The organism is Streptomyces sp. NPDC017529, assembly GCF_044329785.1.
In the GTDB taxonomy this organism is placed as follows: domain Bacteria; phylum Actinomycetota; class Actinomycetes; order Streptomycetales; family Streptomycetaceae; genus Streptomyces.
Genome location: NZ_JBIRJY010000002.1, coordinates 423,002 through 438,607, shown reverse-complemented (window position 1 = coordinate 438,607; position 15,606 = coordinate 423,002). Strand labels below are relative to the sequence as shown.

The 15,606-nt window shown below is 70.0% G+C and carries 13 protein-coding genes and 1 riboswitch; of the genes, 7 read left to right on the top strand and 6 right to left on the bottom strand.

The features are described from left to right. Positions 1 to 103: 103 nt before the first annotated feature. Positions 104 to 1,264 carry a cystathionine gamma-lyase gene (locus ACH4K4_RS05670; RefSeq protein WP_398165036.1) on the bottom strand — a complete coding sequence of 387 codons (1,161 nt, stop codon included), beginning with the start codon at positions 1,262 to 1,264 and terminating at the stop codon, positions 104 to 106. Between the two features lie 162 nt (positions 1,265 to 1,426). Then, complete coding sequence (locus ACH4K4_RS05665) at positions 1,427 to 1,807, bottom strand: phage holin family protein (RefSeq protein WP_398165035.1); 381 nt, start codon at positions 1,805 to 1,807, stop codon at positions 1,427 to 1,429. A 48-nt stretch (positions 1,808 to 1,855) separates the two neighbouring features. Between ACH4K4_RS05665 and ACH4K4_RS05660 the strand changes: the two genes are divergently transcribed. The 3 genes from ACH4K4_RS05660 (at position 1,856) to ACH4K4_RS05650 (ending at position 3,743) form a co-directional block, all read left to right on the top strand. Then, positions 1,856 to 2,173: a cupin domain-containing protein gene (locus ACH4K4_RS05660; RefSeq protein WP_398165034.1), complete on the top strand. Its 318-nt coding sequence runs from the start codon at positions 1,856 to 1,858 to the stop codon at positions 2,171 to 2,173. A 239-nt stretch (positions 2,174 to 2,412) separates the two neighbouring features. Continuing rightward, positions 2,413 to 2,637, top strand: coding sequence for a DUF5326 family protein (locus ACH4K4_RS05655; RefSeq protein ID WP_360125263.1), 225 nt, complete (start codon positions 2,413 to 2,415; stop codon positions 2,635 to 2,637). A gap of 680 nt (positions 2,638 to 3,317) precedes the next feature. Continuing rightward, positions 3,318 to 3,743, top strand: coding sequence for an SsgA family sporulation/cell division regulator (locus ACH4K4_RS05650; protein WP_360125261.1), 426 nt, complete (start codon positions 3,318 to 3,320; stop codon positions 3,741 to 3,743). A gap of 66 nt (positions 3,744 to 3,809) precedes the next feature. Here the strand turns inward: ACH4K4_RS05650 and ACH4K4_RS05645 are convergent, their stop codons facing one another. After that, on the bottom strand, positions 3,810 to 5,303 hold the full coding sequence (locus ACH4K4_RS05645) for a YibE/F family protein (RefSeq protein ID WP_398165032.1): 1,494 nt from the start codon (positions 5,301 to 5,303) through the stop codon (positions 3,810 to 3,812). Between the two features lie 71 nt (positions 5,304 to 5,374). After that, a riboswitch (TPP riboswitch) is annotated at positions 5,375 to 5,532 on the top strand. On the opposite strand from ACH4K4_RS05645, the gene thiC reads away from it, so the two are divergent. Next, complete coding sequence (gene thiC, locus ACH4K4_RS05640) at positions 5,526 to 7,304, top strand: phosphomethylpyrimidine synthase ThiC (RefSeq protein WP_398165031.1); 1,779 nt, start codon at positions 5,526 to 5,528, stop codon at positions 7,302 to 7,304. Its footprint overlaps the riboswitch before it by 7 nt. A 148-nt stretch (positions 7,305 to 7,452) precedes the next feature. Here thiC and ACH4K4_RS05635 read toward each other — a convergent pair whose 3' ends face one another. From ACH4K4_RS05635 to ACH4K4_RS05625, 3 genes are all read right to left on the bottom strand, one after another. Beyond that, positions 7,453 to 8,358, bottom strand: coding sequence for a hypothetical protein (locus tag ACH4K4_RS05635; protein ID WP_398165030.1), 906 nt, complete (start codon positions 8,356 to 8,358; stop codon positions 7,453 to 7,455). Between the two features lie 204 nt (positions 8,359 to 8,562). Then, complete coding sequence (locus tag ACH4K4_RS05630) at positions 8,563 to 9,744, bottom strand: metallophosphoesterase (RefSeq protein WP_398165414.1); 1,182 nt, start codon at positions 9,742 to 9,744, stop codon at positions 8,563 to 8,565. Between the two features lie 412 nt (positions 9,745 to 10,156). Beyond that, positions 10,157 to 11,257, bottom strand: coding sequence for a LacI family DNA-binding transcriptional regulator (locus ACH4K4_RS05625; RefSeq protein WP_398165029.1), 1,101 nt, complete (start codon positions 11,255 to 11,257; stop codon positions 10,157 to 10,159). Positions 11,258 to 11,738: 481 nt separating this feature from the next. On the opposite strand from ACH4K4_RS05625, the gene hisC reads away from it, so the two are divergent. From hisC to cydB, 3 genes are all read left to right on the top strand, one after another. Next, positions 11,739 to 12,818 (top strand): histidinol-phosphate transaminase, encoded by a 1,080-nt coding sequence (gene hisC / locus ACH4K4_RS05620; RefSeq protein WP_398165028.1) that lies wholly within the window; start codon positions 11,739 to 11,741, stop codon positions 12,816 to 12,818. A gap of 260 nt (positions 12,819 to 13,078) precedes the next feature. Further along, positions 13,079 to 14,587, top strand: coding sequence for a cytochrome ubiquinol oxidase subunit I (locus ACH4K4_RS05615; RefSeq protein ID WP_398165027.1), 1,509 nt, complete (start codon positions 13,079 to 13,081; stop codon positions 14,585 to 14,587). A 9-nt stretch (positions 14,588 to 14,596) separates the two neighbouring features. Further along, on the top strand, positions 14,597 to 15,598 hold the full coding sequence (cydB, locus tag ACH4K4_RS05610; protein ID WP_398165026.1) for a cytochrome d ubiquinol oxidase subunit II: 1,002 nt from the start codon (positions 14,597 to 14,599) through the stop codon (positions 15,596 to 15,598). Positions 15,599 to 15,606 lie beyond the last annotated feature (8 nt).

Genomic DNA, 15,606 nt, shown 5'->3' with positions numbered 1-15,606 from the left:
TGCCAGCCCGCTGACGTAGCGGCATTGGTACGGACCGGCGGCCCTGAGACGCCGCGCGGCGCGCCCGTACTCCCGGCCCCGGTCCTCCGGGTGCCTCCCCCACTCAGGAGGAGCGATTCTCCAGCGCCGTGTCCAGCGCTGTACCCAGCGCCGCGTCGAGCGCTCCGAGCACGTCCGCGATGAGGTCCGCCGGCTCCTCGACGCCGACCGAGAAGCGTACGAAGCCCTCCGGGACCGCGTCGCCGCCCCACCGCTCGCGGCGCTCCGCCGTGGACCGCACGCCTCCGAAGCTGGTCGCGTCGTCCACGAGCGTCAGCGCCTCAAGGAAGCGCTCCGCGTGCTGCCGGTCGGGCAGCGTGAAGGAGACCACCGAGCCGAAACGGCCCGTGCGCATCTGCCGTACGGCCAGGTCGTGCGCGGGATCGGAGGGCAGCCCGGGGTGCCGCAGGCCCGTCACCTCGGGCCGGTCGCGCAGCGCCGTGGCGAGCGCGAGCGCCCCGGCGGACTGCTGGCGCACGCGCAGGGCGAGCGTGGCGAGCGACCGGTGGGCCAGCCACGCCTCCATCGGTCCCGGGATCGCGCCGACGGTCTTGCGCCATGTGCGTACGGAGTCGGCCAGGGCCGCGTCCCGGGTCGTGACGTAGCCGAGGAGTACGTCGCCGTGGCCGGTCAGGGCCTTGGTGCCGCTGGCGACGGAGAAGTCGGCGCCGAGGTCCAGCGGGCGCTGGCCGAGCGGGGTGGCCAGGGTGTTGTCGACGGCGACCAGCGCGCCGCGGGCGTGTGCGGCCTCCGCCAGGCGCCGGATGTCGCAGACGTCCAGGCCGGGATTGGAGGGCGTCTCGATCCAGAGCAGCCGGGCGCCGTCGAGGACGCCGAGCTGGGCGTCGTCCGCGGTGGGGGCGGTGCGGACCTCGATGTCGTAGCTCTCCAGGCGCTCGCGCACGGCGGGCAGCAGCTGGTAGCCGTCGTTCGGGAGCACGACCGCGTCGCCGGCACGCAGCTGGGAGAAGAGGACGGCCGATACGGCGGCCATGCCGGAGGCGAAGCTCACGGTATGCGCGGGTTCGGCCGGGAATTCCAGCTCGCTGATGGCGGCTTCCAGGCGGGTCCAGGTGGGGTTGGACTCGCGGCCGTAGGTGTACGGGCCGGTGGCGTCACCGGGGAGGTGGTAGTGCGCCGCGAAGACCGGTCCCGGGAGGGACGGTTCGTACGCCTCGGCCGCCGGGAGCCCGGCCCGTACGGCCCGTGTGCTGTCGCCTGTCATGCGGTTGCCTCCTCGGTGAGCACGTTTCGCACCCTGCCATACCGCTGTGACAGGGGACCCGTACGTCCAGATCGTGGGAGCGCTCCGCTGCCGTGTCGTCCGCGCGTGGCAGGCGGACCTCGGCGGCGTCCCCGTCGGAGGGCGCCGGGGGCAGTGCGCGGGTCAGTCCCGGTCGTCCGGCAAAACCATGTGCATGGCCCAGGAGACGATCGAGACGATCACCCCGCCCAGGACGGCGGTCCAGAAGCCCTCCACGTGGAAGGCGAGGTGGAACTTGTCCGCCAGCCACGACGTGAGCAACAGCATCAGCGCGTTGATGACGAGCGTGATCAGGCCGAGGGTGAGGATGAAGAGGGGGAGGGACAGCAGCTTCACCACCGGTTTGACGACGAAGTTCACCACTCCGAAGATCAGCGCGACCAGGACCAGCGTCAGCGCCTTGCGGCCGGTGTTCTCACCGGTCAGCGTGATGTCCTTGAGCAGCCAGATGGCCACGGCAAGCGCCGCGGCGTTGGCGATCGTCTTGACCACGAAATTCTTCATGGTGAGATCGTCGCAGACGAGACGGACTCTTCGAGGGGCACGAATGACATGAAGGCTTTCAGGCTCGACGAACTGGAGGCGGAGCGGGCCGCGAACGACGGCGCGTATCTGCAGTTCCTGCGGGAACGGAACATGTCGGTCGGGCTCTACGCGCTCGACGCGGGCAGCACCGACCCGCAGCTGCCGCACAACCAGGACGAGGTGTACCTGGTCGTCAGCGGCCGGGCGGCGATCACCGTCGGCATGGAGACGACCTCGGTGGCGCGCGGCAGCGTGGTGTACGTACCCGCCGGTGTGGCCCACAAGTTCCACCACATCAGCGAGGACCTGCGGGTGATGGTGGTCTTTTCTCCCCCCGAGAGCTGAGGCGCGCACCCCCGGACCCGTAGGGGACGGTTCAGGGGAGGGCCGGGGCCGCGCGGCCCCCGTTCCGTAACGTGCCGCCCTAGCATCGGTGGTGCAGGGGGAACCGGACTTCGGATCCCCGGGGTTTCCGGGCACGCGATATGGATGCGGGACGTTGAACAGGTCCGCGGGCCGCGTGAAAGACGTGAAGCGCACAACGCAGAAAAATACGGCGACTACGCAGAAAGCAGGGCAGAGCAATGGCCGGCAAGGGGACGTTCGCAGGACTTCCGTGGTGGGTGACGTGGGTCGCGGTGCCCGTCGTCCTCCTGGTGGTGTTCGGCAGCCTGATCGCCAGTGCGGTCGGGTTCCTGATCGGCCTGCTCTTCAAGGTGCTGATAGCGGTGGCATTGATCGCCGGCGTGGTCTACCTGGTGCGCAGGCTCACGGGCTCGTCGTCCTCGTCCTCGCGCGGCGACTGGTGACCTCCCGGCGGCCACGCCGGGAACCGGGCCGGGCCTGACGATCACGGCTCGGTCCGGCCCGGTCCGACGATCGCGGCCCCAGCTTCCCACGCCCCGCTCCTTCCCAGGAGCGGGGCGTTCCGCTTTCCGCCGACCGGGCCGGGCCGGGGCCGCGTCACCCGGCCCCTTCGGCGGGGCCGTCCTGCCCCGGTGACCGACCAGGGGATTGGCGTTGGCAATGGTGAACGGTGAATCCGTTCTCGCCTGCCGGTGCGGTTCGACGAGGAGGACGGGACAGGCCACTTGGCCCGTCACCCGGTGCGGCTGCGGCCGCCGGCGCCGTACTCCGCGCGCCCGAGGGTGCCCTGCTGCACCGCCCGGACGCCGTCCGCCGCGCCCAATTCGCCTATGTGCAACCGAAATATGCCGTGGGCACAGTATGCTCAGCGCTCCCGGTCCAGGTCGGTTCGGCGGCCGCGACCATGGCGGTTTCCCTTCCCGCGAGCGATGCTCAACGCCTACACTGCGTTACCGTCCGAATACGCAGGATGGTGAAGGCGGCGCGCTCACGACATTCGCTTCTCTCTCGGTATTTGAAAGATCACTCCTTGTGATCCGCTTGCGCGTGACAGACGATGGCGTCAATGAGGCCAAGAGGGATGATTCCTGGCCATCTCCGACCAAGTACGGGGCAGAGGTTGATGACCGACACAGTTCAGGCAGAAGTGATCATGAGCTTCCTCGTGTCAGAGGAGCTCGCTTTCCGTATCCCGGTGGAGCTGTACTTCGACCGCGCGGATCCCTATGCGGTCAGCTTCACCTTCGACCTTCCCGGCGATGTGCCCGTGACCTGGGCGTTCAGCCGGGAGCTGCTGCTGGACGGGCTGAGCAAGCCGTCCGGCGAGGGCGACGTACGCATCGAGCCGTCCTCCTCCGAACATCTCAGCGACGTCTTCATCGGCCTGCAGGTGGCGGACGAACGGGCGTTGTTCCGCGCCGGTGCCCCACCGCTGGTGGCCTTCTTGGACCGCACGGACCGATTGGTGCCGATCGGGGAGGAAGAGGTGTGCGACACGCTCGAATCGACATTGGACCGGATTCTTTCCGAGGCGCAGAAGGCGGGGTGAAGCCGCGCGGCCCGGGCGGTGACGGGACGGTGACATGTGACGCGGAGTGACGGGTCTCCGGCCGGATCAGCGTGCGCGCCGCCGCCTGCCGCGGCCGCCGAGCACCGGTTGCCGGCTCGTACCGCCGTCCGGCTCCGGTCCCCGACCCGCACCGACCCGTTGGGCGCCCCGGCCCCCGGCGCCCCGCCCCGGTCCCCCGCCTGCCGTCCGCCGCGTGCCCCGGCCCGCCGGCCGCCCCGCGTCCCGGTCCGCCGAGACGACCAGCACGGCCAGCAGCGTCGTCAGCGGTACGGACGCGACCAGTCCGATGCTGCCCACCAGCGTGCGGACGACCTCCTCCGCGACCACCTCGCTCGTGGCGACGGTACCGACGCTGCTCTGTGCGATCGAGAACAGCAAAAGCAGGGGCAGCGCCGCACCCGCGTAAGCGAGTACGAGCGTGTTGACGACGGACGCGATGTGATCGCGCCCGATCCGCATCGCCGCTCCGTAGAGCTTGCGGCGGCTCGCCGACGGATCGGCCTCCTTCAACTCCCAGACCGCCGCGGTCTGGGTGACCGTCACGTCGTCGAGCACGCCCAGCGACCCGATGATGATGCCCGCCAGCAGCAGGCCGCGGATCTCGATGTCGGGGTACAGGCCGTGCACCAGCCCGGTCTGGTCGTCGGTGTTGCCGGTCAGCAGGGCCCACCCGATGAAGAGCGAGCCGAGCAGGCCGATGAGCAGCAGCGACGCGAGCGTGCCGAGCACGGCTACGGACGTTCGGGCCGTCAGCCCGTGGCACATGTACAGCGCGACCAGCATGATCGCGCTGCCTCCGACGACCGCGACCACCAGCGGGTTCGAACCCTGGAGGATGGCGGGCAGGATGAACAGCGTCAGCACGCCGAAGCTCACGACGAGCGCGACCAGTGCCAGCACCCCGCGCAGCCGGCCGACCACGACCACCGCCAGCGCGAAGATCGCGGCGAGCACCCACATCGGGAACGTCCGGTCGACGTCCGTGACCGCATACTGCAGGTCCTTGGGCGCCTTGGGCGAGTAGGCGACCACGACTTTCTGGCCAACCGTGTAGTGGCGTGTGGCGTCGGGCGTCACGATCGCCTCGAACCGCCGGCCCGTGTCCTTGCCGGTGGTCACCTCGATGACCGCCCGCTCGCAGTGCGTTGCCTGCCGGGTGTCCGAGGGGCCGGACTGCTGCTGCGGCCCCGGCTGCTGCTGGGCGTGGACGTCCGCGCAGTTCACCTCCTCGACCTTGGCCACCTTCGCCTTCTCGGTGGGCTGGTCGAAGCCGACACCGGTCGGCTTGTGGCCGGGTGCGCCGCCCGGCCACAGCACGACCAGACCGGCCACGACGGCGGCGGCGAACGGGATCAGCACCGCCGCGATGACCTTGCGCAGATGCCGGGATACCGGGGCCGCGGGGCCGTGCCCGTGGCCATGTCCGTGCGCGTGCCCGTGTCCTGGCGGGTGCGGCGGCTGCGCACGATCACCGTCCGGACCGGGCGCCGGATGGGAAGCGTGGTGGTGCGCGGAGTGCGGGGGCTCGTTGCTGGTCACCGCCCGATCATCGCAAGAACTGGCAGGGCCCCCTGGTCACCGCGCCATATCGGCGGCTACCGTGGTGCCACCTTTGCAATCGCGGGAGCTCGGAGCACCGGGCTGAGAGGGCGCTGATCCCCGTACGGAACGTCCGGCCGAAGCCGGAACCGCCGTCACGGACTTGCTGCGTCGACCGCCGAACCTGTTACCGGGTAATGCCGGCGTAGGGAGTGGGTCTTCATGACTCTGCAGGATGCACGCACGCCCGAAAACGGTCAGGTCTCCGCCAAGGAGATCGGCTGGCACAAGGGCTACCTCACCGGATCGCGGCCCGACCTGAAGGTCCCGGTCCGTCGTGTGCACCTCACCAACGGCAAGGACGTGACGCTTTACGACACGTCAGGGCCGTACACCGACCCCAACATCGAAACCGACGTCCGCCGCGGCCTGGCGCCGCTGCGGGAGAACTGGATCATCAGCAGGGGAGATACCGAGGAGTACGCGGGCAGGCCACCGAGGCCCGAGGACGACGGCCTCAAGCACACCTCGCCGCGCGGCGGCCTGAAGAACCTCGACGCGGTCTTCCCGGGTCGCCCCCGGCAGCCTCGCCGGGGCCGCGGCGGCGCGGCGGTCACCCAGCTCGCGTACGCGCGCCGGGGCGAGGTCACGGCGGAGATGGAGTACGTCGCGATCCGCGAGAACGTCACTCCGGAGTTCGTGCGGGACGAGATCGCGGCCGGCCGGGCCGTACTGCCCGCCAACGTCAACCACCCGGAGATCGAGCCGATGATCATCGGCAAGAACTTCCTGGTGAAGGTCAACGCGAACATCGGCAACTCCGCCGTCACGTCCTCCATCGAGGAGGAGGTGGAGAAGATGACCTGGGCGACCCGCTGGGGCGCCGACACGGTCATGGACCTGTCCACCGGCCGCAACATCCACACCACCCGCGAGTGGGTGCTGCGCAACTCCCCCGTCCCCATCGGCACCGTCCCCCTCTACCAGGCACTGGAGAAGGTGGACGGCAAGGCCGAGGAACTGACCTGGGACATCTACAAGGACACGGTCATCGAGCAGGCGGAGCAGGGCGTGGACTACATGACCGTCCACGCCGGCGTCCTGCTGCGCTACGTCCCCCTCACGGCCCGCCGCAAGACCGGCATCGTCTCGCGCGGCGGCTCGATCATGGCGGCGTGGTGCCTGGCCCACCACAAGGAGTCGTTCCTCTACACCCACTTCGAGGAACTCTGCGAGATCCTCGCCTCCTACGACGTCACGTACTCCCTCGGCGACGGCCTGCGCCCCGGCTCCATCGCGGACGCCAACGACGAGGCGCAGTTCGCGGAGCTGCGGACGCTCGGCGAGCTGAACTCGATCGCCAAGCGGCACGGCGTGCAGACGATGATCGAGGGCCCGGGACACGTCCCGATGCACAAGATCAAGGAAAACATCGACCTCCAGCAGGAGATCTGCGAAGAGGCGCCGTTCTACACGCTCGGCCCGCTGACCACCGACGTCGCGCCCGCGTACGACCACATCACCTCCGGGATCGGCGCGGCGATGATCGCGTGGTGGGGTACGGCGATGCTCTGCTACGTCACGCCCAAGGAACACCTGGGCCTGCCGGACCGGGACGACGTCAAGACCGGCGTCATCACGTACAAGATCGCGGCGCACGCGGCGGACCTCGCCAAGGGCCACCCGGGCGCCCAGGACTGGGACGACGCGCTGTCCGACGCGCGCTTCGAGTTCCGCTGGGAGGACCAGTTCAACCTGGCCCTCGACCCGGACACGGCCCGCGCCTTCCACGACGAGACGCTGCCGGCGGAACCGGCGAAGACGGCGCACTTCTGCTCCATGTGCGGCCCGAAGTTCTGCTCCATGAAGATCTCCCAGGACATCCGCCGCGAACACGGCGGCGACCTGGCGGTCGGCACGGACGCGGAGGCGGGCATGGCCGAGAAGTCACGGGAGTTCGCGGCGGCGGGGAACCGGGTGTACCTGCCGATCGCGGAGTGACCTTTCCGCACGTTGGATCCGGGCCCGGAGCCGCGCGTACACCGTGCGGCTCCGGGCCCGGAGCCGTGCGTCGGTACCTGTGCCTGCGGGACGCCGCGGGGGCCAGGTGCCGTTGCCCCCGCGGTGGAAGTGCGGCGGTGCGTGGGCGCTATTCGGGATGGTGGTCGGGGCCGCCGTAGTCGGGGCTGGTGAAATCCGGGCTGGTGAAGCGGGGCCGGGGAGCGGCGGGCGGGCCGCCGTCCGGGCTGGTGAAGTCCGGGCTGGTGAAGCCCAGGCTCGGCATCCGGCCGCCGTCCACTGCGCGGCGCGGTACGTACCGGGCCGTGCCGCGGCCGTTGACGGCGGCCGGATCGGCCAGGGCCTCGCGCAGGAACGGCAGGATGCCGCGTTCCAGGAGCGCCTGCCGCCAGGCGTCCCGGGCGAGGTCCACCTCCCGGGTCCGGGCGCCCAGGCCGTCGCCGGTGCGTGGGGCGCGCAGCGACGTCGAGCCGTTGCGCCAGGCCGCGTAGACCAGGCTCGCCATCGCGACGAGCGCCCCGGCGGCGGTGACCGCCGCGAAGACCCAACCCACGCTGATCAGGGGCTGGGCGGCGGACGGGTCGGTGCCGACGGTGCGCAGCACGTACCCGATGAGCAGGAAGAGCACGGCGGCGATCCCCGCCAGCACCGGCGCCAGTACCGTGATCATCGCGGCCAGCCCGGCGCCCGAGGGCTCGGCGACCTCCCCCACGGTCGTGGCGAGATCGATGCCCGGGCTGCCCGCCGACGCGCCTTTCTCCTCGCGGCCTTCCACGCCTCCGGCTTCCGGTGCGGGTGCCGGAGCGCGCAGTTCGTCGCGGAGCCGTACGTAGTGTCGGTATTCGGCCGTCGCACACGCGGCGATGGCGGTTGTGGCGCTGAGCGCCATGGTGCGCAACTGCTCGGTATTGAGGTGCTTTCCCGCCGCGGACACCAGGTCCTTCCGGTAATCCGCGGTGCGCAGCGCCTCGTCGAGGAGCCGCGCGAATTCCGCGCGGTCCTCGTTCAGCAGGTGCGGAGCGCTGTTCATGTGCATCCCCCGATGCTCCGTAGGGCCGTACAGGCCGGCGTGGGCCGGGCAGTGGGCGGAAACGGAGGAGAGCCTGCTACGGATAGACCGATGGTAGAGCGCCTCCGGCACGGGGTGACAGGGTGTTTGCGGAAATAGGGACCGCCACGCCCCCGCTCGGGCCCCGTCGCGCCACTTCCCTACCTGCCGCTACCCCTGCCCGGATAACGGTCAGCCAGTCAGGGGAAGTTGGACGACCAGTAGCTTTCCGGCCATGGTGATCCCGCCGTCCATGGCGATGGCGAGCCCGTCGGCGTAGACGTGCGGCCCTTCGACGGCGACCCCCTCGCCTTCGTCGTCCTCGCCGCCGACCTCGCCGAGGAGGTACGGGATGGGGCTGTGGCCGTGCACGACGCGCCCGCCGCCGTAGGTGTCGAGGAGTTCGCGTGCGGCCATCGGGCCCGCGTCGTCGTCGCGGAAGGCGAACCGCTTGGTGAACTTGCGGAACAGGTCCCAGACCTCGTCGGCGTCGCTGCGCGTGAGGACGTCGTGGACGGTGTCGTTGACGTCCTCGATGGAGTCGCCGTACTCCAGGTACGCGGTGGTGTCGGAGTGCACGAGCAGGTGCCCGTCCTCCTCCGTCATGGCGTCCAGGCGGGCCATCCACTGCAGGTGATGGTCCTGGAGGCGGTCCATGTCGGTCTTCTGGCCGCCGTTGAGCAGCCAGGCGGCCTGGAAGGAGGCGGTGCCGGCGCCGGACTGCACGGGGGTGTCGCCGAACCGCTTGGCGCCGAGCAGCAGCAGCTCGTGGTTGCCCATCAGGGCCTTGCAGTAGCCGCCGGCCGCCGCGGCCTCGGCGGACAGCTGCATGACGAGGTCGATGACGCCGATGCCGTCCGGGCCGCGGTCGGTGAAGTCGCCGAGGAACCACAGGCGGGCGTTGCCGGCGGCCCACTGGCCGTCGGCGTCGATGAGGCCCTCGGCGGCGAGTGCCTCGCGCAGCTCTTCGTAGTAGCCGTGCACGTCGCCGACGACGTACAGCGGGCCGCCGCCCTCTTGGCCTTCGGGGGCGGGGATAGCCGACTCGGGCACCGCCGTCAGGTCGACGGTCGGGCGGTCGATGAGCGTGTCCGTACGGGTGACGGGCGGGATGTCCGCGTGCCCTTGCGGGTTGCCGCCGCCTGCCGACGCGCCCGCGCCGATGACGGGGAGGGAGCGCTCGGTGGGGGTGTACTCGGGCGGCATGCCGTCGGGCGCTCCGATGAAGGCCGGCGGCAGGGGCGGGGGCGGCGGTACCGCCGGGGCCGGGGGGACCGGCACAGCAGGCGGTTGTGCCGGAGCCGGAGGTTGTGCCGGCATGGTCCGCACCATGGGTCCCACACTGGCCCCCTGAGTCATCGACCCCTCCACCATCGCGCCGCCGTGCACCTCGCGGACCTTGCCTGGTCGACGGCGGTCCGTGGTGTCGTGCGCCCATCATAGGAATGCCGCTCGCGGGTTGTGACGCACCCGGGGGTGGTCAATCGCTCGGCGCCCGGTGTTCACTGCCGTTTTCTCCGGGATCACCCCGATTTTATCCCGGGCGACGGGATGCCGGGACGGCGGCACGGCGGTGCGGGGACCTGGCGAAGTGGCCCGGGGTGCCTCGGCGCGGCGCCGGACGTCAGGAGGGCGGCGGGGCCGCGGAGGAGGCCGTGTCCGTACGTCCGGACGTCGGGCCTGATGTCCGTACGTCCGGATGCCGGATCGCCGTCCGGGCGTACACAAACCTCCGGCCGTGTGGATACGGCAGGCGCATCCACACGGCCGCTCGAACGTGTGACGGTCAAGCCCCGGAAGGTCCCCGCGGCGGACTGACGGTGGTGCGCGCGGACCTGCGCTGGGAGGAGGTCCGCACGATCAGGTCCGTCGGTATCACCTGCTCGACCGGCCGCCCGCTGTCCAGCCCCTCGATGGCGTCGATGAGGAGCTGGACGACGGCGGTGCCGATCCGGCGGGGCTTGAGGGAGAGGGTGGTGATGGGCGGCTCGGTCGTGGCGTAGACCGTGGACTCGCTGCAGCAGACCAGCAGCAGGTCGTCGGGGACGCGCAGCCCGTAGCGTCTGGCCGCCGCGAGCAGGTCGGTGCCGTTCGGGTCGAAGAGGCCGTAGACCGCGTCGGGGCGGTCCGGACGGGCCAGCAGCCGGTCGGCGGCCACCGCGCCCGCGCACGGGTCGTGGGCGGGGTAGGACTCGTACACCGGGTCTTGGCCGACCCGCTCGCACCAGCGCAGGTACGCGGTGGTGGACAGGCGGGTGTAGGTGTCGGTGGTGGTGCCGGTGAGCAGGCCGATCCGGCGGGCGCCGGCGTCGGCGAGGTGGTCGAGGAGGCCGAGGACGGCCGCCTCGTGGTCGTTGTCGACCCAGCCCATCACGGGGAGCGCGCCGCCGGGGCGGCCGTCGGAGACGACGGGGATGCCGTGCCGTACGAGCTCGGTGACGACGGGGTCGCCGTCGGCCGGGTCGATGACGACGGTGCCGTCGAGGGCGACGTTCGACCAGACGTCGTGGCGGGAGGTCGCGGGCAGGATGACGAGGGCGTAGCCGCGGGCGAGCGCCGCCGAGGTGGCGGCTCTGGCCATCTCCGCGAAGTACGCGAATTCGGTGAAGGTGAAAGGTTCATCCCCGTACGTCGTCACGGTCAGGCCGATGAGACCCGACTTGCCGGTACGGAGCGTGCGGGCGGCGGCGGAAGGGCGGTAGCCCAACCGGTCGGCCACCTCGCGGACGTGGCGACGGGTGGCATCCGGAAGCCGGCCCTTGCCGTTGAGCGCGTCGGAGACGGTCGTGATGGATACCCCGGCTGCGGCGGCCACGTCCCGGATGCCTGCCCGCCCCAGCCGGCGACCGGTCGACCGGCTCACCTGGTGCTTCCCTGCTGCTGTCATGGCGAGCCGATAGTAGGGCTCGGGCGGTCCTTTCGCGGGGCGCTGCATGCGGGAGTGGAAAGGCACGTTTCTGCATGGCAGGTGCCCCTAAATGCCCTGCGAAACAAAGGGGATTGGGCACGACTACCGGCGTCTGTTTGACGATCGCTGGGAGTCGCCTGCCGATTGGTCCAGGTCTCGAAGAGGTCTCAAGTCACCTTCACGAGGGATGCGCGCCACGGCGCGAGCCACCGGCGCGTAACGCAGCGAGGAGCGCTCCCCAAGGGCGTCACGCGGGTGGAGCGGCAGCCGCGGTGCCCCTCGGCGGGGCCCGCGGCGATCTTCGGGCGGGGACCGGCCGGAGCTTCCGGCCGCCCGGTGCGGGGCCCGCTCTGACTCCCCGGCGGCCCCCCCGTATCGGTAAGGGCCTACGCCTGACAGAGCAATCCTCATAAGGTGTGCAGTATTGGAGACGGACGGCACGGCCGAGGAGGAACCTGCGGTGAGCGAGAAGAGCCCGAAACTGCGCGCTGCGCTGGAAGGCATTCCCACCTACAAGCCCGGCAAGCCGGCGGCGACGGACGGTCCCGTCACGTTCAAGCTGTCCTCCAACGAGAACCCCTATCCGCCGCTGCCCGGCGTCCTGGAGAGCGCGGTGGCCGCGGCCGGGGCCTTCAACCGTTACCCGGACATGGCCTGTACGGGCCTGATGGCCGAGCTGTCCGCGCACTTCTCGGTGCCGGTCGAGCACCTGGCGACGGGCACCGGTTCGGTGGGTGTGGCCCAGCAGCTGGTGCAGTCGACGGCCGGGCCCGGCGACGAGGTGATCTACGCGTGGCGCTCCTTCGAGGCGTACCCGATCGTCACCCAGGTCGCCGGTGCCACCTCCGTACGGGTTCCGCTGACCTCCGGCGAGGTGCACGACCTGGACGCCATGTACGCGGCGATAACCGACCGCACCCGGCTGATCTTCGTCTGCAACCCCAACAACCCCACCGGCACCGTCGTCCGCCGGGCGGAGCTGGAAGCGTTCCTGGACCGGGTGCCGAGCGACATCCTGATCGTCCTGGACGAGGCGTACCAGGAGTTCAACCGCGACCCCGACGTGCCGAACGGCCTGAACCTGTACCGGGACCGCCCCAACGTCTGCGTGCTGCGGACCTTCTCCAAGGCGTACGGGCTCGCCGGCCTGCGGATCGGCTTCGCGGTGGCCCACGAGCCGGTCGCGGCCGCGCTGCGCAAGACGGCCGTGCCGTTCGGCGTGAGCCAGCTCGCGCAGGAGGCGGCGGTGGCGTCGCTGCGCAGCGAGGACGCGCTGATGGAGCGGGTGGACGCGTTGGTCGCGGAGCGGGCCCGGGTGTGCGAGGCGCTGACCGCGCAGGGCTGGACGGTGCCCGAGACGCACGCGAACTTCGTCTGGCTGCGGCTGGGGGACCGTACGGCCGACTTCGCGGCGGCGTGCGAGAAGGCGGGCGTGGTGGTGCGTCCGTTCCCCGGTGAGGGTGTGCGCGTGACGATCGGCGAGACCGCGGCGATGGATCTGTTCCTGCAGGCCGCCGAGCAGTTCCGCAAGGAGCTGTAGGCCGGGGCAACTGATGTGCTCGGGGCCGTAGACCGGCCTGACCGAGCGGAAGACAGCGCGTGGCCGGCGGCCGCGCGCTGTTTTTTGCGGGCGTGACCGTAGTCACGTACCCCCCGTCAAGGCAAGGTTCCAGCCATGGGTGATAATTGCTTGTGAATGTGAACGCGTTCACAAGCGCGTCCTTTATATCCCGCTTCCATCGGGACAAAACGGGCGAGGCAGCCGTAGACAGCACACGGCGACGTAAGGAGAGACTCGACGTGGACCTGGCGTTGGCGCCAGAGACCCTGGCGCGATGGCAATTCGGCATCACGACCGTCTACCACTTCCTCTTCGTCCCCCTGACGATCTCCCTTGCCGCCCTGGTGGCCGGACTGGAGACCGCCTGGGTACGGACGGGCAAGCAGAAGTACCTCAAGGCGACCAAGTTCTGGGGCAAGCTCTTCCTGATCAACATCGCGATGGGTGTCGTCACCGGCATCGTCCAGGAGTTCCAGTTCGGCATGAACTGGTCCGACTACTCGCGATTCGTCGGTGACGTCTTCGGCGCTCCGCTCGCGTTCGAAGCGCTCATCGCGTTCTTCTTCGAGTCCACCTTCATCGGATTGTGGATCTTCGGCTGGGACAAGCTGCCCAAAAAGCTCCACTGCTTCTGCATGTGGATGGTCTCGATCGGCACGATCCTGTCGGCGTACTTCATCCTCGCCGCCAACTCCTGGATGCAGCACCCGGTCGGCTACAAGTACAACTCCGCCACCGGCCGCGCCGAGCTGACCGACTTCCTGAAGGTGCTGACCCAGGACACCACCCTCGTCGTCGTCTTCCACACGCTGACCGCCGCGTTCCTGACCGGCGCCGCGTTCATGGTCGGCATCGCCGCCTTCCACCTGATGCGCAAGAAGCACGTCAAGGTGATGCGTACCTCGCTGCGGCTCGGCCTGGTCACCCTGGTCATCGCCGGCGCGCTCACCGCGCTCAGCGGCGACCAGCTCGGCAAGGTCATGTTCCGGCAGCAGCCGATGAAGATGGCCGCCGCCGAGGCCCTGTGGGACAAGGAGGCCCCCGCGCCGTTCTCCGTCTTCGCCTACGGGGACGTGGAAAAGGGCCACAACAAGGTCGCCATCGAGATACCAGGCCTGCTCTCGTTCCTCGCCCACGACGACTTCTCCTCGCCGGTCCCCGGCATCAACGACGTCAACAAGGCCGAGCAGCAGAAGTACGGGCCCGGCGACTACCGGCCCAACATCCCGGTCGCCTACTGGGGCTTCCGCTGGATGATCGGCTTCGGCATGGCCTCGTTCGCCATCGGCGTGGCCGGGCTCTGGCTCACCCGCAAGAAGTTCTGGCTCGCGCCGGGGCTGCGCACGGGGGACGAGGAACCACCCCACCTGGCACTCACCAAGAACAAGGTGCTCGGTGTCCGCCTGAGCAAGCTGTACTGGTCGCTGGCCTTCGTCACCCTCGGCTTCCCGCTCATCGCCAACTCCTGGGGCTGGATCTTCACTGAGATGGGCCGCCAGCCCTGGGCCGTCTACGGCGTACTTAAGACCTCCTCCGCGGTCTCCCCCGGCGTCTCGCAGGGCGAGGTGCTCACCTCGATGACCGTCTTCACCCTGCTGTACGCGGTGCTCGCGGTCGTCGAGGTCAGGCTGCTGGTCAAGTACGTCAAGGCCGGGCCGCCGGAGCTGACGGACGACGACCTCAACCCGCCCACCAAGATCGGCGGCGACCACGCGGACGCCGACCGGCCGATGGCCTTCTCGTACTAGGAGGCGACCGTGGAACTCCATGACGTCTGGTTCGTACTCATCGCCGTGCTGTGGACCGGGTACTTCTTCCTCGAAGGATTCGACTTCGGCATCGGCGTCCTGACCAAGCTGCTCGCCCGCGACCGCAGCGAGCGCCGGGTCCTGATCAACACCATCGGCCCGGTCTGGGACGGCAACGAGGTGTGGCTGCTCAGCGCGGGCGGCGCGACCTTCGCCGCCTTCCCCGAGTGGTACGCCACCCTGTTCTCCGGCTTCTACCTGCCACTGCTGGTCATCCTGGTCTGCCTGATCGTGCGCGGCGTCGCGTTCGAGTACCGCGTCAAGCGGGCCGAGGAGCGCTGGCAGCGCAACTGGGAGCACGCGATCTTCTGGTGCTCGCTGCTCCCCGCGTTCCTCTGGGGTGTGGCCTTCGGCAACATCGTGCGGGGCGTGCAGATCGACGCGCACAAGGAGTACGTCGGCAGCGTCCTGGACCTGCTGAACCCGTACGCGCTGCTCGGCGGCCTGGTCACGCTGACCCTGTTCACCTTCCACGGCGCGGTGTTCGCCTCGCTCAAGACGCTGGGGGACATCCGCGAGCGGGCCCGCCGGACGGCCACCGTCCTGGGCCTGGTCACCGCGGTGCTGGCGATCGGCTTCCTGGGCTGGACCCAGCTCTCCCAGGGCGACACGAAGAGCCTGGTCGCGATGGTCGTCGCGGTGGCGGCGCTGGTCGCGGGGCTGGTGATGAACCGGCTCGGGCGTGAGGGATGGTCGTTCGCGTTCTCGGGCGTCACGATCGTGGCCGCGGTCGCGATGCTGTTCTTGACGCTCTTCCCGAACGTGATGCCGTCCTCGCTGAACGAGAGCTGGAACCTCACGGTCAGCAACGCCTCGTCCAGCGCGTACACGTTGAAGATCATGACGTGGTGCGCGGGCATCGCCACCCCGGTCGTCATGCTGTACCAGGGCTGGACCTACTGGGTCTTCCGCAAGCGGATCGGCACCCAGCACATCGCCGACGCCCACTAGGACGGCTC

Excerpts from the sequence above, each read along its gene's own strand:
- ACH4K4_RS05630 (WP_398165414.1), bottom strand. The coding sequence starts at position 9,744 with ATGGTGGAGGGGTCGATGACTCAGGGGGCCAGTGTGGGACCCATGGTG.
- ACH4K4_RS05670 (WP_398165036.1), bottom strand. The coding sequence starts at position 1,264 with ATGACAGGCGACAGCACACGGGCCGTACGGGCCGGGCTCCCGGCGGCC.
- ACH4K4_RS05635 (WP_398165030.1), bottom strand. The coding sequence starts at position 8,358 with ATGCACATGAACAGCGCTCCGCACCTGCTGAACGAGGACCGCGCGGAA.
- ACH4K4_RS05660 (WP_398165034.1), top strand. The coding sequence starts at position 1,856 with ATGAAGGCTTTCAGGCTCGACGAACTGGAGGCGGAGCGGGCCGCGAAC.
- ACH4K4_RS05650 (WP_360125261.1), top strand. The coding sequence starts at position 3,318 with ATGACCGACACAGTTCAGGCAGAAGTGATCATGAGCTTCCTCGTGTCA.
- ACH4K4_RS05665 (WP_398165035.1), bottom strand. The coding sequence starts at position 1,807 with ATGAAGAATTTCGTGGTCAAGACGATCGCCAACGCCGCGGCGCTTGCC.
- thiC (WP_398165031.1), top strand. The coding sequence starts at position 5,526 with ATGACTCTGCAGGATGCACGCACGCCCGAAAACGGTCAGGTCTCCGCC.
- ACH4K4_RS05625 (WP_398165029.1), bottom strand. The coding sequence starts at position 11,257 with ATGACAGCAGCAGGGAAGCACCAGGTGAGCCGGTCGACCGGTCGCCGG.
- ACH4K4_RS05655 (WP_360125263.1), top strand. The coding sequence starts at position 2,413 with ATGGCCGGCAAGGGGACGTTCGCAGGACTTCCGTGGTGGGTGACGTGG.